The sequence below is a fragment of the Streptomyces sp. NBC_00989 genome, assembly GCF_045162655.1.
GTDB lineage: Bacteria > Actinomycetota > Actinomycetes > Streptomycetales > Streptomycetaceae > Streptomyces.
Map to the genome: position 1 here is coordinate 395,528 of NZ_CP108728.1, position 19,111 is coordinate 414,638.

A 19,111-nucleotide genomic window follows, 5' to 3' on the forward strand; every position below is an offset into this window, starting at 1 on the left:
GCAGAGTGTCATGACGGCAAGAACCCGCACCCCGCTGTCCATCGCCCTGGCGATCGTCCTCGTCGCCCTGGCCGCCTTCTTCGGCGGCCGGTTCCAGGCCTCCGCCGAGTCGCGGGCCGCCGGCGCGCAGGAACTCGGCGACCCCGACTACGGCGTCTGCCGCGGCACCAGCCCCAAGTGCTACCACGACTGGGGCAACTTCACCCCGGCGACCGATGGCTACAAGGTGCTGCTCTACACCCGTACCGCCGGCCCCCGGCACGCCGACCTGGGCCCCGCGCTCGGCACCGGTCTGGACCCGGCGCTCACCGCCGCCAACGTCGTACAGAACGCCGTCGTCAAGCTCGGCCAGGACAACGGCTTCACCGTCGACTGGACCGAGGACGTCACCCAACTCGCGAGCGCGGCACAGCTGTTCAGGTACAACGCGGTCATCTTCTACTCCACCAGCCGTGACACCCTCGACGACTCCGCGCAGACCTCCCTGCGCCAGTACATCCGAGGCGGCGGCGGCTTCGTCGGTATCCACAACGCGTTCGGTACGGAGTACAACTGGCCTTGGTACGAAGGTCTGTTGGGCGGCGCCAACTACTACGACCACGGCCCCGAACAAGCCGGTACCGTCGTCACCCAGGACCGCCACGACTCCTCCACCGAGGGTCTCCCGGCCCGCTGGAACTTCACCGACGAGTGGTACAACCTCGTCCCCGCCCCGTCCAGGGTCCGCCTCCTCGCCACCGTCGACGAGTCCACCCTGCCCAAGGGCGTCACCGGCAGCATGGGCCACCCCGGACACGGCAAGGTCCACCCGGTGGCCTGGTGCCAGTACTACGACGGCGGCCGCGCCTGGCTCACCACCCTCGGCCACGACGCCAAGGACTTCGCCACCGACGGCTCATTCCCCGGCGCCGAGCAGTACCAGAAACTCATCCTCGGCGGCATCGAGTCGGCGATGGGCAGGACGCCCTTCTGCCGGGCGCGTTGAACGGAGAGCGACTCCGCCGGAGCGCCCGGCCTCCTCCCGGACCGGCAGCGCATCCATGGCGGCGTGGCGCTCGCGCGGGGACAGGGAAGACCCCGGCGGGACAGAAGGAAGTGTCCCGCCGGGGTCCTGCTCGGCACCGTGTCGTCAGAACTTGTGCCAGAGGGCCACGGCCAGCTGGGCGTCGATGGCCGCCAGCGTGGTGAGGTCGCCGTTGCCGATGTGGAAACGCGGGGCGGTGTGGTTGTGGGTCGAGCTCTGGGCGGCCTGGGAGGGACCTCCCCAGTTGTTCTCGAACTGCAGGCCCGTCACAGTGATCAGGTCGTTGCCCCTGTTCGATCCGGATCCGGTGCTGCTGATCGTCGACGGCGTTCCCGGATAGTAGATTTCGGCGCCCCTGATCACCTGGCCGATGCGGTAGGAGATGTAGTCGAAGCGGGCGCCCTCGGCGAAGGCCTGGGTGAGGATCAGCAGGGCCCGCGCCTGGTTCCGGCCGGCAGTCGTGTAGCGCAGGTTGCCCAGATCGCTGACCGAGCCCTGGATGCTGTCCATCGAGATGCCGAGGCTGCCTCGGTCGACGTTGGCAGCGCTCTCCATGGCGTTGTAGTTGATCCAGTGCAGATTCACCGCCGTCGCCCCCGCGTAGCTGGAGGGCCCTTCGTTCAGCCGGCAGTACCGGTTCGTGCCGTCGTTGCGCCAGCCGACGACGTACAGGTTCCTCGCGTTGAGCACGAGCGTGATCTGGCTGCGGCCCATGGCCAGGGTGACGGGAAAGTAGTCGTCCGCGTTGCGGGTGAGGGTGATGCCGCCGTAGAGGGGCGCGCCACGGACGCGTCCGCGGATGTCCCTGACGATCGCGTCGTACCTGCGGCCGACCTCGCTCCGGTTCGTGCTCGTCATGTCGTAGCTCATGCCGTCGGTCGGCGTGTCCTTGTCGACCAGCTGGACGGCTCGGCCCAGTGACGAGTGAGGCGTCTCGGTGAGCCCGTTCACGCCGGTGACGGCGAGGGCACCGACGAGTACGGCCGGGACGACGACCGAGGGACAGAGCCTACGGAGGATCTGAAGTCGGGACATTGCGCTGTTCTCCCCGTGCCGGATATGCCGGATACCGGCCTTGCCGTCACCGACATTCGCAACCGGCAAGTTGATTGACATGCCCCTTTGCCACAGCGATCAACTCCGGACAACCGGGCTCCGTACGGCCCGTGGTGGCTCTGTCGCCCGGTGACTCCAGACTCGGATTCAGCGCCGTCGCGACATCATCGACGCCTCACGCCGGACCCTCGTCGCGGGCGGCCCTACAGCCTCACCATCCGCGCCGTGGCCAAGGAACCGGGCGGCTCCATCACACTCGTCACCCACTTCTTTCCGACCCGCCCCGAGACGAGTGGGGTGCGGAGAAGGGGCGCGTCGTCCTCACGGCCCGGCGTGACGAGGAGCCGGGTATCGGGGAGTTCTTCACGACCATGGACGCGCGCATACGGGAACTGTTGCGCCGCCACCGTCGACCTGCGGGTGCCGGCCTACGGCCTGGTCCTGACGGCGGTGGAGCACCATCCGACGTGCCCGGTCCGCAGGAGTCCCCCGGGCCGCTTCACCGACTCGCTCCGCGTACCTCGTCGGGGCCCCGCAGGCACACGTGCTTGCCGGCTGAGCGACACCCGGACGGCCCACAGGACCTCGGGCTCAAGAACGGCCAAGCAACCCGCAGAACAGGCGTCCCGCTGCCAGACTGGACGTGAGGAAAGGTACGTCATGGGATTCGGCTTCCGAGGGAGTGTTCCCGAGGACAGTGCGGCCGGCTCGCCCCCTGGAGCGCGAACCCGTATCGCCGCACGTGCGGTGGGACGGGTGTGGGTGGTCATGGCGCCGGAACCTACGTCGAGCAAGCGCGGTGCCGCGGGATACCGAAGGGCGAAGCAGCCACCCCGCCCCGCTCTGATCGGTCTGGAGCGAGGATTTGAGGCCCATGAACGGTAGGGGCGTCACACGCGGAGACTCTGTGCAGGGACGCGTGCCGGAGGACTTCGCCGTCGTCATCGACGCCGGTGGGACGGTCACGGCGTGGAGCGCCGGGGCTGAGCAGTTGCTCGGCTACGAACCCGCCGAGATCGTGGGCCGACCGGCCGCCGACCTCCTCGCCGCCCGCCTGCCCGAGTCCGCGCGCCGACACGTGGCCGTCGGCCGGCGGGTGGCCAGTGAGGTGGCGCTACGGCACCGGGGCGGAGACCGTGTCGTGGTACGGCTCCAGGGCACGCCGTTGGCGGACGCGGGGCCCGGTCGTCTCTGGCTCGTGACGGGAGCCGCACCGGCCGGCATGGCGGAGCAGCCCGAGCCGGGGTCGGAGGCCCTCTGGAACCTCACGCTCGCGCAGCTCCCCGTGCCGGTGGCGGTCTACGACCGCGAGGCCCGGCTGGTGGCCGCCAACACGGTCATGGCCCAGGTGATGGGCATGACCGTCGCGGAGATGAGGGGCAAGACCCTGTGGGAGATCGAACCCAATCCGCCGTTCGACGTGTACGACCGCCTCCAGCAGCAGGTCCTGCGCACCGGGGAGACCGTGTTCCACGAGGACCACGGCAAGGCCCCCGGTGAGACCCGGGACCACGCCTGGTCCATGTTCATCTCACCGCTGAAGGACGAGAGCGGCACGGTCCAGGGGCTGTCCGCGGCCGTCTTCGACACCACGGAGCAGTACTGGGCCCGCCGGCGTCTGGTGGTCCTCAACGACGCCGGGCTGCGCATCGGCAGCACCCTGGACGTGTCGCGGACGGCCGAGGAACTGGCCGACGTGGCGGTGACCGGGTTCGCCGACTTCGTCACGGTGGACCTGCTGGAGTCCGTCGCGCGGGACGACGAGCCGGAACCGGTACCGCCCGACAGACCCGTCACCGTACGCCGCACCGCCCAGCGGTCGGTGCTGGTCGGCTGTCCGGAATCGGTGGTCACCACGGGCGATCTGCTCGTCTACCCGGTGGGGACACCGCCGACGCGGACGCTCATCGGCGGCCGTGCCACCCGGCACACGGCGGGAGAGCCGGGGATTCAGGCGTGGATCGCGTCCTCCGAGGCCCGCGCCGAGACCGTCACCAAATACACCATCCACTCGCTGATGCTGGTACCGCTGCGCGCCCGGGGCGTGACCCTGGGCCTGGTGCACTTCTTGCGCCACCGGACGGCTGAGCCCTTCACCGAGGACGACCTGCTGCTCGCCGAGGAGATCGTCGCCCGAGCCGCGGTGAGCGTGGACAACGCCCGCCGCTACACCCGCGAACGCCGGACAGCACTGGCGCTCCAGCGCAGCCTCCTGCCCGACCAGCCCCGGGATCTGGCGGCCATGGAGGTCGCCTACCGCTATCTGCCGGCCGGTTCCGGCGCGGACGTGGGCGGCGACTGGTTCGACGTGATCCCCCTGTCCGGCGCCCGGGTCGCCCTGGTCGTGGGCGACGTGGTCGGCCACGGCATTCATGCCTCGGCCACGATGGGCCGGCTACGAACCGCCGTACGCACACTCGCGGACGTCGACCTCGCCCCCGACGAGCTGCTCACCCAGTTGGACGATCTCGTCATCAGGCTCGACCGGGAGGAGGGCCCCGAAGCACGCGGTCGGGTGCAGGACGCGTCGGGAGAGGTCGGGGCCACCTGCGTCTACGCCGTGTACGACCCCGTGTCCCGGCGCTGCACCATGGCCCGCGCCGGACATCCGCCGCCCGCCCTGGTGACCCCCGACGGCGACGTGCAGTTCGTCGATCTGCCGGCCGGACCACCGCTCGGCCTCGGCGGTCTGCCGTTCGAATCCGTCGAGATGGAGATGCCGGAGGGCAGTCTGCTCGCTCTCTACACCGACGGTCTGGTCGAGGCTGCCGACCACGACATCGACGTCGGACTCACCCTGCTGCGCGAGGCGTTGAGCGGACCGGCCGCACCGCTGGAGGAGACCTGCGACGAGGTGCTGCGCACCGTGCTGAGCGAACGCCCCGGCGACGACATCGTGCTGATGCTGGCCCGCACGGCCGCGCTCGACGCCGGCCAGGTACGCACCTGGCAGCTGCCGCGGGATCCCGCGGCCGTGGCCGGGGCCCGCAAGGCCGCGGGCGAGCAACTGGCCGCCTGGGGGCTGACGGAGGCTGCCTTCGCCACCGAGCTGATCGTCAGCGAGCTGGTCACGAACGCCATCCGCTACGGCGCCGAGCCCATCGTGCTGCGGCTCATCCGCGACTCCACGCTCATCTGCGAGGTCTCCGACGGCAGCGGCACCGCGCCGCACCTGCGGCGTGCACGTGTCTTCGACGAGGGCGGACGTGGTCTGCTGCTCGTCGCCCAGATCGCCGAGCGCTGGGGCACCCGGCAGACCTCCACCGGCAAGACCATCTGGGCGGAGCAGGGACTGCCCACCGGTCCACCGGAACCGTGATGCGCCGCCGCCCCGTGATCCTGACGACGACGGCGCATCACGCCCTCGGGCGCTTTCCGTTGCCGATGGTCAGCAGCGTCGTACATCCTTCGTCAGGACGCCCTGTTCCGTGGCGAGTGTGTGGTCGTAGCACACCCCCGCTCCGCGGAGCCGGTACCGCTCGCTCGTCGTCGCCACGGCGTGCCGGTCCTCTCGGGCCACGCCCAGTGTGAACGTCGCGTCTCCGGCGTACTTGTCGTCGCTGACGATGCCGTCCGTGCGGGCGTGGTCGTCGATGGACATGATCACGCGGAGCCGGTTGTCCGTGTCGATCGTCGAGCGGCCGTCCAGGGTGTACGTGCGGTCGGTGCGCGAGGCGTGGCCGTTCACGGTGACCTTCTGGGCGTCGGTCCAGCGGCCGGTCTGGTTGTCGGTGTTCTCGTCCGGGGTCCAGTGGTGGGTGATCGCCGTGGTCAGGGACCGGTCGACCGTGGTGGTGACCCGGCCGTGGGAGGTGTCGAGGTAGCCGGAGACCTTCAGGCTGTGCGCGCCCTCCGTCACCAGGCTGCGCAGGGAGCCGTCCTCGTAGGTGTTCGTCACCTTCGGCGCGGACGACGTCCTGTACGAGGTCACGGCACCCGTCACCACCGACTTGTGGGCGTCCTGCCACACCAGGATGTTCGTCGGCGCGCTCCACCCGGTCTGCCCACTGGGCACCCCGAGCACGGACACGTCGACCGTGTGCGCCTTGCCGTCGTTCAACTCACCGGCGAAGGGGGTCAAGTCGAACTCCAGCGGCCGTACGTCGAAGGCGGTCGGCGACGGGAGCACCGACCACAGGTACGGCGACCAGCCGCCGGTCCACACGTTCGGGTAGGGCGAGGCGATCCCGGCCACCTTCCCGTCGATGCTGACCTCGACCTCGCGGTACGGGCCGTCGTCCCCGCCCTGGCAGGAGTACGACGCCGACGGCGTGACCGCCGAGTACCAGAACTCCTCGCAGCCACCGCCCGATCCGGTCGCGTACACCTCGGCGAGGATCCGCTCGGAGTTGCGCGGAGTGGTGAGCTTGGCCGCCGTGGTCACGCTGTCGGCGTCGCTGAGCGGGATGACCTGGTCGGGGGCCGACGTGGCCGACGGGGTGCGGCCCGGCTCGGAGGCGTAGAAGGTGAGCGTGACCTTGACGTCGAGGACGCCGGTGTAGGTGTCGTTGACAACGTTGCCGATGAGCATGTCGACGGACTGCTCACCGCTCAGCGTCTTCTCGTACCGTGTCACGTCCTTCTCGACCGACCAGTCGATGCCGTCCTGCGACGGTTCCGGCGTCGACGTGCGAAACACCTCGACCCCGCCGATGTCGAGGTACCCGAGCCGGTCGTACTGCCGCCCGGCCACGCTGCCGTCCATCCGCAGGACGACCTTCGACCAGCGGCCGGGGGTGCCGCAGCCGGTCGGCGGGGCGTAGGTGCCGGTGTAGGGGGTGAAGTCCTTGAACTTCGCCTCGGCGACCGTGACCGTGCAGGACTTGGTGTGCGGCGTGGCGATGGCCGGGGCGGCGGTGAGCGGGTCGTGGTAGTCGGTGCCGAACTCGGCCGGCACCGTCACGGCCCCGGCGGCCGGGGCCGCGCCCAGGGCCAGGCCGAGGGTGGTGGCCGCGGCGGCGAAAGCGAGCGCCGTCCGGCGCAGTCGTCCGCGGGTCGTCAGAAGTTCCATGCAGCGCAGTGAACCCACCCATCGGATGTCATCACCAGGCGTACCAGGGAGGATTGAAGAGGTCTTGACCAATCGGCGGCCGAACGAAACCGTGTGGCAACACACCCGACCCATGGCGCACGGTTCGCCCGCCAACACCTGCACGGAAGGTGACTCGGGCCACCAAGGTGCCGAACAGCACGGTCAGAACATTGTGTTGTCGTTGGCGGAGGTCTCCAGGACCGGCCCCCGGCGATCGAGGGTGTAGCCGGAGGCCAGCGCGTGGGGCCGCATCGCCTCGGTGATGCGCTTCGCGGGCTCTTCGTACTGCGGGTCGTGCTCGGGGGCGTCCCACATGCTGACGGCTTCCCACAGCCAGGCCGCGCCCTCGGGGGAGAAGGCGGTGGCGTCCTCCGCGACGTCCTCGGAGATCGCGCCGCCCATGCACCAAAGGTTGATGACGGTGGCAGCGCCGGGGTTGGACGGCGCATCGGCGGCGTGGCGCAGCAAGGTGTCGACCACGTCGGCGGAGAGTTCCGGCAGGTAGCCGCCGCGCAGGTTCATGCGCTTTCCTTACGGCGCTATGGCGTCCAGCATGCTGTTGGCCTGCAGCCACGGCGTCTTCGTCACCAGGTTGACGACAGGCATGCCGAGTGCGGCAAGTTGCTCGATGACCTCGTCGGCGGTCGCGGGATCCGCGGTGAAGACGGGGAGGAGGACCAGGATCGGCTTGCCATGCGCCTCCGGCGGCAGCGTCGGCAGGGCGGGCGCGGGAGCGATCAAGGCCAGCAGACCCAGCTCGCGAGGCGCGGTGGCCATGTGTGCGGGGAGCTTGGCCAGGACGTCGGCGGCCTGCCCGAACGGGAAGATCAGCTGCCCGGCGACGACGTCGGGGCCTGGTTGTCGCGGGTGCGTTCCTACTCCTCGTGCATCCGGCTGACGAGGAAGACCTGGTAGTCCATGGACAGGCCGAAGAGGATGGCCAGCATGATGACCGGGAGTTCGGCCTCCACCGGCCCTGCCTTCCCCATGCAGAGGGGTTCGGAGCCCCATCCCCACTGGAACACGGCGACCACGACTCCGAAGGACGCGGCCGAGGCGAGCAGGTTCATCACCGCGGCGGTCAGCGGCACCAGGACGCTACGGAAGGCGACCATCAGCAACAGGCAGCCGAGTACGACGATCACCGCGAGGAACAGCGGCAGTTTGCCCGTCAGCAGGTCGGCGAGGTCGTCGGAGGCGGCCGTGGTGCCGCCGACGTAGACCGTCAGGCCGCTCCCCCTGTTCGGCGGTGGGGACGATCTCCTCGCGCAGGTGGGTGATCAGGGTGCTGGTGGACTCGTCCTGCGGTGCGCCTGTCGGCACCACGTCGATGACGGACAGTCCGGTCGCCGCGGTGACCCGCCCGGCCGTCACCGAGGCCACTCCGGGAGTACTGCGTACGGCCTTGACGAGTCCGTTCAGGGCCGGCATGTCGCTGGGCGCGCCCAGCTGCGCGGGCAGCGAGAGGACGGTGACGACGAGGAGCGCGATCACGGCGAACAGGGTTCTGCGGCGCTCGGCCTGTTCGGCCCAGCGGCCTCCGGAGCGTGCCGTTCCGTGCGGCCGCTCACCCGGCCCTCGGGTCGTGAGTGGTCAGGACTCGCCGCTGACGCCTGGTCAGCAGTCTGTTGCCGAAGAGGCCGAGGAGGGCCGGCAGCAGAGTCACCGCCGCAATTACCGTGGACAGTACGGCCGTTGCGGCGCTGATCCCCATCGCGCTGAGGGGGCCGATCCGCAGGACGAGCAGACCGAGAAGGGCAGTGACGACGGTGAGTCCGGCGAAGACCACCGCCCGTCCGGAGGTGTCCAGTGCGCGTACCGCTGCCTGCTCCGGTGCCAGGCCGCGCCGCAGGCCGGTCCGATAACGGGTGACGATGAACAGGGCGTAGTCGATGCCGACTCCGAGCCCGATCAGGACGGCGACCGTCAGGGCGTCGCTGCCCAGGGTCATCACATGCGAGGTCAGCCCGACGGCGAGCAGCCCGGCCCCGAGAGCGGCGACGGCGACCAGGAGGGGCAAGAGCATGCCCAGCAGCGAGCCGAAGGCGACGAAGAGGATGACGCCGGCGGCGACCAGCCCGATGGCCTCGGTACTCTGTCCCCCGCTCTCGGCCACGAGGCTGATGGCCTGACCGCCGAGTTCCACCCGCAGATCGGCGTCACGCACGGCCCGGGCGGTGTCGATGACGCGGGTGACATCGGCGACCGGTATCCGCTCGGCCTGCGCGTCGAACGTCACCGTCGCATAAGCGGTCCGGCCGTCCTTACTGATCCGGGCCGCTCCATTGGCGCCGTACATGCTGCTGACCGAAGTGACCAAGGGCAGTGCCGCGACCCGGTCCAGCATCGAGGTGACCTTCCGCCGGACAGCGGGGTCCCGGACCGACCCGTCGCGGCGCAGGTGCACCACGATCTGGTCGCTGTCACCGGCCTGTCGGGGCTCGGACGTCCGGAGCCGCGCCTGCGCCTTGGACGACTCCAGTCCCGGCAGGCTGAACGCGTCGGAATAGCTGGTGCCGAGCATCGCGTACGGAACGGCGAGCGCGACCAGCAGGGTGGCCCAGATCCCGACGACGAGGAGGCGGTGCCGGAAGCCCCATCTGGCCAGTGCGGACATGGCTGAGCAACTTCCTTTGAAGTGTGGGGAGTCGAGGAGCACGGGAAGCGGGACGGAACGGCTTCTACGTCCATCAGCCGGTCGGTGTGGAAGGGGCCTTGGCGGGGATCGGCGTGCCGAGCATGGTGCAGACCGCGGCGTTCAGCAGGGCCTCGGTGGCGGCGGCGGGTTCGGGTGCCGCGATGCCGAAGATGGTCGGGACCTGGACCGAGACGGTTCGTCGGCCCGTGTCGTCGGCGTAGGCCCAGCTGGAGTAGCCGGGGGCCTGCCCGTCGTGGCCCCAGACGGTGCCGCAGGGTGTGGCCTTCTTCTCCAGGCCGAGGCCGTAGCGGTTCGGATTGCCGCTCTCCTCCGCGACGGTGGTCTTCATCTCCTTGAGCTGGGCGGCCGGCAGGAGCTTGCCGGACATCAGGGCGGTGTCGAACCGGGCCCAGTCCTGCGCGGAGGAGACCATGCTCCCCGCGGCCCACTCGGTGTTCTCGTTGATCCATGAGGCGTCGATGTAGCCGCCGGGCCGGGCGGGGCCGACGAACACGGTCCCTGCGGGGATGCCGGGCCAGAGCACGGGGGCCAGATGGGACGGGCCCGGTTCGTAGCCGTGGGCGAGGCGGGGGCTCCTCGCCCGGTCGGCGCTGTTGACCAGGTAGGTGTTCCGCAGCTGCAGTGGCCCGGCGATCCGTTCCTGGACCAGGTCGCTCAGGCGGTGTCCGGTGGCCTTTTCGACGACCAGGCCGAGCGCGATGTAACCGGTGTTGCTGTAGGAGTACTTCGTACCGGGCGGGAACAGCGGGTCGTGCCGGACGCCGGCGGCGAGCAACTCCTCGGGGGTCCACGGCCGGTTGTCCTGACCGGTGAACGTCTTCAGGACCTCGGCGTCGCCAGGGATGATGTTGTACAGGCCGCTGGTGTGGTCGAGCAGCATCCGCAGGGTGATCGCGGACCCGTTCGGGATGAGACCGGGCAGCCACTTCTCGACCGGGTCGGTCAGCTTCAGCCGGTGCTCGGCAACCAGTTGGAGGACCACGGTCGCGACCATCGTCTTGGTGTTGGAGCCCATCCGGAACTCGTCGTTCACGGTCAGCGTGTGCTCATCCCTGGCCCAGGACGCCTGCCGGGCGATCGAGGTCGCCTGCCCCCGGCCGTTGTCGACCCGCACGAGAACGCCGGGCGCCCCGGCATCCACGACCTGCTGGGCGAGCGTTGCCAGTCGCGCCTCCTCGGCTGCCGGCACACCGGTCCGTCCGGCCGAAGCAGAGGCGGTGTCCTGCGCCGCGGTCGCCGCCGTGCAGGCCGTGAGCGCGCCTGTCAGTACCGCGGCCAGAGCCAGCGTCAGGTGGGCCCGCCGGGCGGGGCGCGGGTAGGGCGTGTTCCGGGGCATGAGGTGTCCTCCTCGATACGGGGCATGGGTTGGCCGGGGAGGCCGGGAGCGCATCCCTGGGGGCTGCCGCACCGCCGCCTTCCGACAGCTCCAGGCTTCCGGCGGCGGAGACGAAGAACACGGGTGCTGGGCCCCAGCGATGGTGGAGGTAACCCCAGTGCGCGGACCCGCGCCGGCGGGCCATCATCAACTTCCGGCCCGTGACGGACTGTCGGCCCGTGGCCGTGACCTGGTGTCGACCGCCCGTTCGACGCGGCACCGACGCACGACGATGGAGCGAGATGACCTACCCCGGCGAGCGCCGCTTCACCGATGGCGCAGGGACGTTGGCGGGACACAGCGCGTCCGGCGTCACTCCGCGTGCCGGACTCGCCCTGCGGGTGGGCCTGTTGGGCTGGTCGCTGGTGCTGCTGCTCGGCTCGATCCCGGGCTTCGCTCTGCTCACCCTCTGGACGACCTCGCTGACGGTCGTCGCGCTCGGGGTCGGTGTCCCCCTGACCCTGCTCTCGACCGTCGTGGTGCGCTGGTTCGCCGACCTGCACCGCCAGTGGGCCGCCGACCGCCTCGGTGAACCGGTGGCCCGGTCCTATTCGCCCACCCCGGACGGCGGTTGGGCGGTACGGCTCCGGGCGGTCCTGCGCGATCCGGCGACCTGGCGGGACTGGGCCTGGCTGGCGGTCAACTCGGTCACCGGGTGGTTCACCTGCGGGCTGTCGTTCCTGCTCTTCCTCTGCGGCGTCTTCTACCTCAGCTATCCACTGGTGTTCGCGCTGACCCCTCCTACGGTGTTCCGGACACCGCTGGGCAACGGCTTCCGTCTCCACAGCGTCCAGGAGTCGTTCGCCATGGTCCCCTTCGGCCCGGTGCTCCTCCTGCTCTGGTACACCACCGCCGTACGGCTGGCGAACCTCAACGCGCTGATCGTCCGCTCCCTCCTGGGACCCACCACGCAGGCCCAACTACGGGCTCGTGTCGCACAGTTGGCCGTCTCACGGGCCGAGACCGTCGACAGCCGGGCGGGTGAACTGAGGCGGATCGAACGGGACCTGCACGACGGCGCGCAGGCCCGACTGGTGTCGCTGGGCATGAGCCTGGGCCTGGCCGAACAACTCCTGCCCCAAGATCCGCAAGCCGTCGCGGAGTTGCTGGCCGAGGCCCGCGCGTCGACCGCCGGGGCACTGGCGGAACTGCGCGACCTGGTACACGGCATCCATCCGCCGGTGCTCGCGGACCGCGGCCTGGACGGCGCCCTCAAGGCCCTGGCACTCGCCAACCCGATCCCCACGACGGTGGTCACCCGTCTGCCCGGACGGCTGCCCGCGCCGGTCGAGTCCGCGGCCTACTTCGCCGTGGCCGAGGCCCTGACGAACGCCGTCAAGCACGCCGAGGCCCAACACATCGGCATCACCGTGGAGTTCACGGCCCACCCGGGCACCACGGCGGGCCTGCTGACGATGCGGGTGTCCGACGACGGCCGCGGAGGCGCCGACATCGACGCCGGCACCGGTCTGCGGGGCATCGCGCGCCGCCTGTCGGCCTTCGACGGCGCCCTGAGCGTCGACAGTCCGCCCGGCGGCCCCACCGAAGCAAGGATGTCGTTGCCGTGCGCATCGTCATAGCCGAGGACCTCGCCCTACTCCGCGAGGGCCTGGTCAGGATCTTCCGGGCCAACGACTTCGAGGTCGTCGCCGCCGTCGACAACGGCCCTTCCCTGATGCGGGCGTTGACGACCTACCGGCCCGACGTCGCGATCGTCGACGTACGGCTTCCCCCGACCTTCACCGACGAGGGGCTGCGCGCCGCGATCGAGGCACGCAGGCGCATCCCCGCCCTGCCCGTCGTGGTGCTCTCCCAGTACGTCGAGCAGCTGTACGCACGGGAGTTGATGTCGGACCGTGCCGGGGCGGTGGGCTATCTGCTGAAGGACCGGGTGATGGCCGTCGAGCAGTTCGTCGCCAACGTCCGGCAGGTCGCCGCCGGCAGCACGGTCATGGACCCTGACGTGGTCGGCGCCCTCCTCACCCACCGCTCGGCGGACCCCCGCCTGCTGGAACTGACCCCGCGCGAGCACGAGGTCCTCTCGCTGATGGCCGAGGGCCGCTCCAACGCCGCCATCGCCGGCCGTATGTTCGTCAGCGAGAGGACGGTCAGCAAGCACAGCCGCAACATCTTCACGAAACTCGGACTCGAACCATCCGAGGACGACCATCGCCGGATCCTGGCCGTACTCGCCTACCTGGAAGGCTGAACCGGCAGCGTGGGCCCGCGCCGAGGCCGGAAGCAGGAGACGGCCTCGACCGCCTCGCCGGTCACCAGGGGCCGTGGTACTCCAGGCCCAGGACCAAGGCCGCCGTCGCGGTGCCGAGAAACACGATCCCGCCCACGATGTTGCGGGAGCCGACGCGCAGGTGGGCGATGACGGCCCCGATGAAGTACAGCACCAGGCCGGAGGCCGCGAGGGTTCCGAGTACGGGCACGGCGAGCCCGGCCAGCAGCCCTGCGGTACCTGCCGCGAGCAGCATGCCCAGTACCGGTACCCACTTCCGGGGCAGGCCTTTCATGTCCGCCTGGGTCTTGGGGTACTCGTGACCGATCAGGTAGGTGACGGCGGCGGCACCGTTGAAGACCGCGCCGAGGATGGTCACCGTGAGGTAGGCGGCGAACAAGTCATCTCCATTTCTGTACCGAGTGGCGCTGCTGGGCAGCCCGTTGCAACATGCGCTTCTCCTACAAGAGGGGCCGGCATCTCGATTTCGTGACATCGGCGAGCGGCCGGGCACAACCGGCGCCCCTGAGAGTCCTTGAGCGCGGCGGCGCCGCACGGCGCCGTCTTGTCGCACAGCACGACCTTGAGCGAAGACTTGGTGAGGTCCTTCAGCGAGGTCACCTCGTCCGTGACGCCGGCTACCGGCTCTTCGTGGCCGACCGCCAACTGACTCATAGCGGAGCCCCCATGAGGACGCCCGAAGTCTCGGCCGAGCCTGTTTGAAGTCCCAGTCATGAGGCGTCCGCAGCTGTCAAAACGTCCTGACAAACCGATTGACATCGCTCGGGGCCGGTCCCATAGTTACGAGCTACTAGAGCGCGCTAATGACGCGCTCTAGTAGACCTACCGCAAGCAGTACCACCCATAACCGCTGCCACAACGCACCACCCCACCCACGCAAGGCACCGGTGGTCACCAACCCGCCTCGCCTGGGACAAGCACGTCTTCACCACCGTCGCCAGGGACCTCCCCGGCTCACGCCGACGCCGGGCCGCACTCCGCCGGCCGGCCTCGGCCCGCGATCCGCTCCCCCTGGCACGAACCCCTACGAGCACGAACCCCAACAAGCACAGTGAGGTGCAAGGGACATGCACGAACACCGCAGAGCCGCCACCCTGACCGCCACCATCCTGGTCGGCGCGCTGTTCGCCGCGGGCTGCTCCAGCAGCTCCGGCGGCAAGAAGTCCACCGAAGAAGGGGGCGCCGCGTCCGCGGGCAAGGCCACCACCCCTCGGATGACCGTGGCCATGGTCACCCACGCCGCCCCGGGCGACACGTTCTGGGACCTGGTCCGCAAGGGCGCCCAGGCCGCCGCCGCCAAGGACAACGTCAAGCTCGTCTACTCCAGCGACCCCAGCGCAGGCAACCAGGCCAACCTCGTGCAGAACGCGATCGACCAGAAGGTCGACGGCATCGCGCTCACCGCGGCCAAGCCGGACGCCATGAAGGACGTGGTGGCCAAGGCCAAGTCGGCCGGCATCCCCGTGGTCGGCTTCAACTCCGGTGTGAGCGACTGGAAGAAGCTCGGCATGCTCGAGTACTTCGGCCAGGACGAGAACATCGCCGGCCAGGCATTCGGCCAGCGCCTGAACCAACTCGGCGCCAAACACGCCCTCTGCGTCGTCCAGGAACAGGGCCAGGTCGCCCTTGAGGCACGCTGCGCCGGCTTGAAGAAGGGCTTCAGCGGCAAGACCGACATCCTCTACGTCAACGGCACCGACATGCCGTCCGTGAAGTCGACGATCACCGCGAAACTCAGCCAGGACTCCTCCATCGACCAGGTCGTCACCCTGGGCGCCCCGATCGCACTGACGGCGATCCAGTCGCTGTCCGACTCCGGCAGCAAGGCCAAGGTCGCGACCTTCGACCTCAACCAGCAACTGGTGAAGGCCGTCCAGAACGGGTCCGTGGAGTTCGCGGTCGACCAACAGCCTTATCTGCAGGGTTACTTGGCGGTCGACTCGCTGTGGCTCTACAAGACCAACGGCAACTTCAGCGGCGGCGGCACCGCGCCGGTACTGACCGGCCCGGCCTTCATCACCAAGGACAACGTGGACGCCGTGGCCAAGTTCGCCGCGAACGGGACGCGGTAACCGCTCCCTCCCCGCTCGCCCCCGGAACCGTACGTCCGTCTCTCAGGCCGGCGGTTCCGGGGCCGGCCCGCTGCTCCCCCGGACCACCAGCTTCGGGTCCAACACCGCTTCCCGGGGCTCCAGTTCGGGCTTCTCCAGCCGCTCCACCGCGAAGCGCACCGCGTACTCCGCCATGAGCCGCGCGTCCTGGCGCACGGTCGTCAGGCCGATCGGCATCAGATGGGAGAGGTGGCTGTCGTCGTAGCCGACGACGGACAGATCACGCGGTACCTCGACGCCGGCCCTGGTCAGGGTCATCAACAGGCCCATCGCGCAACGGTCGTTGCCGGCGAGGACCGCGGTCGGCAGGGGCTGTCCCTGGTCCCGTTCCGCAAGGAGCAGACGGCCTGTCTCGATACCCGACTGCTCCGTGTGGTCACCGGGAATCACACGCACCTCGGACTCCAGCCCATGGCGCCGCATAGCCGCCCGGTAGGCGCGGCGCCGGTCGGCCGAGCCGGGGCCGCTGCCACCGTCGATGTGCACGATCCGGCGGTGGCCCAACTCGACGAGGTGGTCCATGGCCTGTCGTACGCCCTTGCCCTCGGCGGAGTGCACGAAGTCGACGTGGGCGTGCGGAACCCGACGGCTGACGGAGACGGCGACCGTACGGCGCCCGAGTTCGTCGAGGAAGGAGGGCTCCGCGAACGAGCCGAGCAGGATCAACGCCTCGCAGCGGTGGCTGAGCAGGGCCTCCACGGCCTTCTCCTCGCTGCGGCTCTGCGTGGCGCCGGACAGCAGAACCTCGTAGCCGAGGCGTTCGGCCTCGGGGTAGATGCCCTCGATGAGATCCGTGTGGAAGGGCTGCTGCACGGCGAACATCACGCCGAGCGTGCGGCTGTGGCCACGGGCGAGCAGCCGGGCCGCGCTGTCGGGGCGGTAGCCGATCTCGTCGGCGACCCGCAGGACCCGTTGCCGGGTCTCCTCGCTGGCCCCCGGCTGGTTGCGGAAGATGATCGAGACGAGCGCCCTGGAGACACCGGCCTTCTCGGCGACATCCGCCATCGTGGGCCGCTGCTTGCCCGATGCATCCACCTGTGAACCCACCCTTCGACATGGCCCACCTTAGCCAGCGATCTCGAAATCTCCCGGCAACAGGCTATTGACATGACATTTGGACCAGGGTCATCGTACTCGTACTAGAGCGCGCTAGTAGAGCGCAACAGCAAACACCACGAAACTCCCGATCTCGGGGTGAAGGGACATGTCATGGCAACGGCGCCAGGCCCGCTCCGCACCATCGCCGGCAACCTCTGCCTGGGCTCCGCCCCCGACTCCTGGGGCATCTGGTTCCCCGAGGACGAGCAGCAGGTGCCGTACACCCGTTTCCTCGACGAACTGGCCACGGCCGGTTACGAATGGCTGGAGCTCGGCCCCTACGGCTATCTCCCCACCGACCCGCAGCGGCTGAAGGAGGAGCTGGACGCCCGTGGGCTCCAGGTCTCCGGCGGCACCGCCTTCGGCGCCCTGCACCGGCCGGAGGCGTGGGACGAGATGCTCGCCCATGTCCGGCAGGTCGCCGCGCTGACGACCGCCGCCGGCGCGCACCACCTCGTCCTCATCCCGCCGATGTACCGCGATGAGAAGACCGGCGCGTTCACCGAGTCGCCCGAGCTGACCGCCGAGCAATGGGCGGGCTTCGGCCGATCCGCGGACCGGCTGGGCAAGTTGCTGCTGGACGAGTACGACGTACGGCTCGTCATCCATCCGCACGCCGACAGCCACATCCAGACCCAGCCGGAGATCGAGCGACTGCTCAACGAGTCGGACTCCCGCTACACCAACCTCTGCCTGGACACCGGGCACGTGGCCTACGGCGGCGGCGACAACCTCGACCTGATCCGCCGCTTCGGCGAGCGCGTCGGCTACGTCCACATCAAGCAGATGGACCCCGCGGTGCTCGCCCAAGTCGCCGCGGAGGACCTGTCGTTCGGGGAGGCGGTCAAGCGCGGGGTGTGCGTGTCACCTCCCGCGGGCGTACCGAACCCCGCCGACGTAGTGGCCGAACTCGCGCGGCTCGACGCCGAGTTGTTCGTCATCGTCGAGCAGGACCTGTACCCGTGCGCTCCCGAGGTGCCCCTGCCCATCGCGGTCAGCACGCGTGAGCACCTGGCCGGTTGCGGGCTGACGGGTACCCGCCGCCCGCACCTCGACCGATAGGAGGCAACGGCTATGGACGTCAGGGACGACACGACCACAGCCCAGGCCACCGCGGTCGCGGACGACGCCCCTTTGGCGGTGTCACGGCGGCTGCGGCTCATCACGGTCATCGCCACCTTCGGCGGACTGCTCTTCGGCTACGACACCGGCGTCATCAACGGCGCCCTGCCCTACATGACCGACGACCTGGGCCTGACCCCCTTCACCGAGGGCATGGTCACCAGCTCGCTGCTGCTCGGCGCGGCGGTGGGCGCGGTCACCGGTGGACGGTTCTCGGACGCGCGCGGACGGCGCCGTACGATCCTCGTCCTCGCCGTGGTGTTCTTCGTCGGCGCTCTCGGCTGCACGCTCGCGCCGAACACCACCGTCATGGTGGTCGCCCGCTTCGTGCTGGGCCTCGCGGTCGGCGGCGCCTCGGTGACCGTGCCCGTCTACCTCGCCGAGATCTCGCCCGCCGAGCGGCGCGGGGCCCTGGTCACCCGCAACGAACTCATGATCGTCAGCGGGCAGTTGCTGGCCTTCACCTCCAACGCGGTCATCGCGCGGGTGGGCGGTGAATCCGGCGGAGTGTGGCGCTACATGCTCGTGCTCGCCACGATCCCGGCCGTCGTGCTCTGGTTCGGCATGCTGGTCATGCCGGAGAGCCCACGCTGGCTGGCCTCCAAGACCCGCTTCGGCGAAGCCCTGGAGGTACTCAAGCAGGTCCGGTCCCAGCAGCGGGCCGAGGCCGAACTCGCCGAGGTGTCCGCGCTCGCCGTCAAGGAGGACCAGGCGAAGCTCGGCGGCTGGCAGGACATGAAGTCCACGCCGTGGCTGCGTCGGCTGATGTTCGTCGGCTTCGGCATCGCGATCGTGCAGCAGATCACCGGCGTCAACACGATCATGTACTACGGCACCCAGATCCTCACCGACGCCGGCTTCACCGCCGACAGCGCCCTGACCGCCAACATCGCCAACGGCGTCATCTCGGTGCTCGCCACCTTCGTCGGCATCTGGCTGCTGGGCCGGGTCAACCGCCGCCCGATGCTGATGACCGGTCAGATCGGCACGACAGCAGCCCTGTTGCTGATCGGAGTCTTCTCCCTCCTGCTGCCCTCGGGCGACGGCCGGGCGTTCGCCGTGCTCGCCATGACGGTCACCTTCCTCGCCTTCCAGCAGGGAGCGATCTCGCCGGTGACCTGGCTGATGCTCTCGGAGATCTTCCCGATGCGGATGCGCGGATTCGGGATGGGTGTCGCGGCCGTGGTGCTGTGGCTGACCAACTTCGCGATCGGGCTGGTCTTCCCGTCCCTGGTCTCCGCCATCGGGGTATCCAACACCTTCTTCCTCTTCGTGGTGGCGGGCGTCTTCTCGTTCACCTTCGTCAAGCTCTACGTCCCCGAGACCAGGGGCCGCACCCTCGAAACCCTCGAAGCCGAACTCCGGGCGCGCTTCTCCTGACCTCGT

The 19,111-nt window shown here is 69.7% G+C and carries 17 protein-coding genes and 1 pseudogene; 7 read left to right on the forward strand and 11 right to left on the reverse strand.

The genetic code is table 11. From position 1 onward, the window contains the following. The first annotated feature begins 10 nt into the window (after window positions 1-10). A complete protein-coding gene (locus tag OG714_RS01835) occupies window positions 11-985 on the forward strand; it encodes a ThuA domain-containing protein (RefSeq protein ID WP_406118029.1) in 975 nt (324 codons plus the stop codon). A gap of 144 nt (window positions 986-1,129) precedes the next feature. Here the strand turns inward: OG714_RS01835 and OG714_RS01840 are convergent, their stop codons facing one another. Continuing rightward, window positions 1,130-2,059 carry a ribosome-inactivating family protein gene (locus OG714_RS01840; RefSeq protein WP_406118031.1) on the reverse strand — a complete coding sequence of 310 codons (930 nt, stop codon included), beginning with the start codon at window positions 2,057-2,059 and terminating at the stop codon, window positions 1,130-1,132. 895 nt (window positions 2,060-2,954) lie between these two features. Between OG714_RS01840 and OG714_RS01845 the strand changes: the two genes are divergently transcribed. Next, window positions 2,955-5,399, forward strand: coding sequence for a SpoIIE family protein phosphatase (locus tag OG714_RS01845; RefSeq protein WP_406118032.1), 2,445 nt, complete (start codon window positions 2,955-2,957; stop codon window positions 5,397-5,399). Window positions 5,400-5,468: 69 nt separating this feature from the next. On the opposite strand, the gene OG714_RS01850 is transcribed toward OG714_RS01845, so the two are convergent. The 7 genes from OG714_RS01850 to OG714_RS01880 all read right to left on the reverse strand — a co-directional run bounded on the left by OG714_RS01850 (window position 5,469) and on the right by OG714_RS01880 (window position 11,107). Then, on the reverse strand, window positions 5,469-7,091 hold the full coding sequence (locus OG714_RS01850) for a peptide-N4-asparagine amidase (protein WP_406118034.1): 1,623 nt from the start codon (window positions 7,089-7,091) through the stop codon (window positions 5,469-5,471). A 183-nt stretch (window positions 7,092-7,274) separates the two neighbouring features. Next, window positions 7,275-7,634, reverse strand: a complete 360-nt coding sequence (locus tag OG714_RS01855; protein WP_406118035.1) for a hypothetical protein — start codon at window positions 7,632-7,634, stop codon at window positions 7,275-7,277. A gap of 9 nt (window positions 7,635-7,643) precedes the next feature. Next, on the reverse strand, window positions 7,644-7,889 hold the full coding sequence (locus OG714_RS01860) for a hypothetical protein (RefSeq protein ID WP_406118036.1): 246 nt from the start codon (window positions 7,887-7,889) through the stop codon (window positions 7,644-7,646). Between the two features lie 98 nt (window positions 7,890-7,987). Beyond that, window positions 7,988-8,290, reverse strand: a complete 303-nt coding sequence (locus OG714_RS01865) for an MMPL family transporter (protein ID WP_406131691.1) — start codon at window positions 8,288-8,290, stop codon at window positions 7,988-7,990. Then, the gene (locus OG714_RS01870; protein WP_406118037.1) at window positions 8,211-8,606 is read right to left on the reverse strand and encodes a hypothetical protein; all 396 of its coding nucleotides are present in this window, start codon (window positions 8,604-8,606) and stop codon (window positions 8,211-8,213) included. Before OG714_RS01870 ends, OG714_RS01865 begins: the two co-directional genes overlap by 80 nt. Before the next feature lie 73 nt (window positions 8,607-8,679). Beyond that, window positions 8,680-9,729: an MMPL family transporter gene (locus OG714_RS01875; RefSeq protein WP_406118038.1), complete on the reverse strand. Its 1,050-nt coding sequence runs from the start codon at window positions 9,727-9,729 to the stop codon at window positions 8,680-8,682. A 73-nt stretch (window positions 9,730-9,802) separates the two neighbouring features. Continuing rightward, window positions 9,803-11,107: a serine hydrolase domain-containing protein gene (locus OG714_RS01880; RefSeq protein WP_406118039.1), complete on the reverse strand. Its 1,305-nt coding sequence runs from the start codon at window positions 11,105-11,107 to the stop codon at window positions 9,803-9,805. A 281-nt stretch (window positions 11,108-11,388) separates the two neighbouring features. On the opposite strand from OG714_RS01880, the gene OG714_RS01885 reads away from it, so the two are divergent. Both OG714_RS01885 and OG714_RS01890 read left to right on the forward strand, forming a co-directional pair. After that, window positions 11,389-12,726 (forward strand): sensor histidine kinase, encoded by a 1,338-nt coding sequence (locus OG714_RS01885; RefSeq protein WP_406118040.1) that lies wholly within the window; start codon window positions 11,389-11,391, stop codon window positions 12,724-12,726. After that, window positions 12,711-13,355 carry a LuxR C-terminal-related transcriptional regulator gene (locus tag OG714_RS01890; RefSeq protein WP_406118041.1) on the forward strand — a complete coding sequence of 215 codons (645 nt, stop codon included), beginning with the start codon at window positions 12,711-12,713 and terminating at the stop codon, window positions 13,353-13,355. Before OG714_RS01885 ends, OG714_RS01890 begins: the two co-directional genes overlap by 16 nt. Window positions 13,356-13,416: 61 nt before the next feature. Here the strand turns inward: OG714_RS01890 and OG714_RS01895 are convergent, their stop codons facing one another. Both OG714_RS01895 and OG714_RS01900 read right to left on the reverse strand, forming a co-directional pair. Continuing rightward, complete coding sequence (locus OG714_RS01895) at window positions 13,417-13,773, reverse strand: DoxX family protein (RefSeq protein ID WP_406118043.1); 357 nt, start codon at window positions 13,771-13,773, stop codon at window positions 13,417-13,419. Between the two features lie 134 nt (window positions 13,774-13,907). Then, window positions 13,908-14,009: pseudogene (locus OG714_RS01900) on the reverse strand (molybdate-binding protein); the annotation flags it as partial. Window positions 14,010-14,461: 452 nt separating this feature from the next. On the opposite strand from OG714_RS01900, the gene OG714_RS01905 reads away from it, so the two are divergent. After that, window positions 14,462-15,466 carry a sugar ABC transporter substrate-binding protein gene (locus OG714_RS01905; RefSeq protein WP_406118045.1) on the forward strand — a complete coding sequence of 335 codons (1,005 nt, stop codon included), beginning with the start codon at window positions 14,462-14,464 and terminating at the stop codon, window positions 15,464-15,466. Window positions 15,467-15,508: 42 nt separating this feature from the next. On the opposite strand, the gene OG714_RS01910 is transcribed toward OG714_RS01905, so the two are convergent. Beyond that, window positions 15,509-16,510: a LacI family DNA-binding transcriptional regulator gene (locus tag OG714_RS01910; RefSeq protein ID WP_406131692.1), complete on the reverse strand. Its 1,002-nt coding sequence runs from the start codon at window positions 16,508-16,510 to the stop codon at window positions 15,509-15,511. A 204-nt stretch (window positions 16,511-16,714) separates the two neighbouring features. Here OG714_RS01910 and OG714_RS01915 point away from each other — a divergent pair, with 204 nt between their 5' ends. Then, window positions 16,715-17,665: a TIM barrel protein gene (locus tag OG714_RS01915; RefSeq protein WP_406118046.1), complete on the forward strand. Its 951-nt coding sequence runs from the start codon at window positions 16,715-16,717 to the stop codon at window positions 17,663-17,665. A 12-nt stretch (window positions 17,666-17,677) separates the two neighbouring features. After that, window positions 17,678-19,105 carry a sugar porter family MFS transporter gene (locus tag OG714_RS01920; RefSeq protein WP_406118048.1) on the forward strand — a complete coding sequence of 476 codons (1,428 nt, stop codon included), beginning with the start codon at window positions 17,678-17,680 and terminating at the stop codon, window positions 19,103-19,105. Window positions 19,106-19,111 lie beyond the last annotated feature (6 nt).

What these genes read in the sequence shown, in the direction of transcription:
- OG714_RS01910 (WP_406131692.1), bottom strand. Translation starts at nt 16,510, where the DNA reads ATGGCGGATGTCGCCGAGAAGGCCGGTGTCTCCAGGGCGCTCGTCTCG.
- OG714_RS01835 (WP_406118029.1), top strand. Translation starts at nt 11, where the DNA reads ATGACGGCAAGAACCCGCACCCCGCTGTCCATCGCCCTGGCGATCGTC.
- OG714_RS01880 (WP_406118039.1), bottom strand. Translation starts at nt 11,107, where the DNA reads ATGCCCCGGAACACGCCCTACCCGCGCCCCGCCCGGCGGGCCCACCTG.
- OG714_RS01875 (WP_406118038.1), bottom strand. Translation starts at nt 9,729, where the DNA reads ATGTCCGCACTGGCCAGATGGGGCTTCCGGCACCGCCTCCTCGTCGTC.
- OG714_RS01885 (WP_406118040.1), top strand. Translation starts at nt 11,389, where the DNA reads ATGACCTACCCCGGCGAGCGCCGCTTCACCGATGGCGCAGGGACGTTG.
- OG714_RS01845 (WP_406118032.1), top strand. Translation starts at nt 2,955, where the DNA reads ATGAACGGTAGGGGCGTCACACGCGGAGACTCTGTGCAGGGACGCGTG.
- OG714_RS01840 (WP_406118031.1), bottom strand. Translation starts at nt 2,059, where the DNA reads ATGTCCCGACTTCAGATCCTCCGTAGGCTCTGTCCCTCGGTCGTCGTC.
- OG714_RS01850 (WP_406118034.1), bottom strand. Translation starts at nt 7,091, where the DNA reads ATGGAACTTCTGACGACCCGCGGACGACTGCGCCGGACGGCGCTCGCT.
- OG714_RS01920 (WP_406118048.1), top strand. Translation starts at nt 17,678, where the DNA reads ATGGACGTCAGGGACGACACGACCACAGCCCAGGCCACCGCGGTCGCG.
- OG714_RS01855 (WP_406118035.1), bottom strand. Translation starts at nt 7,634, where the DNA reads ATGAACCTGCGCGGCGGCTACCTGCCGGAACTCTCCGCCGACGTGGTC.
- OG714_RS01905 (WP_406118045.1), top strand. Translation starts at nt 14,462, where the DNA reads ATGCACGAACACCGCAGAGCCGCCACCCTGACCGCCACCATCCTGGTC.
- OG714_RS01915 (WP_406118046.1), top strand. Translation starts at nt 16,715, where the DNA reads ATGGCAACGGCGCCAGGCCCGCTCCGCACCATCGCCGGCAACCTCTGC.
- OG714_RS01860 (WP_406118036.1), bottom strand. Translation starts at nt 7,889, where the DNA reads ATGGCCACCGCGCCTCGCGAGCTGGGTCTGCTGGCCTTGATCGCTCCC.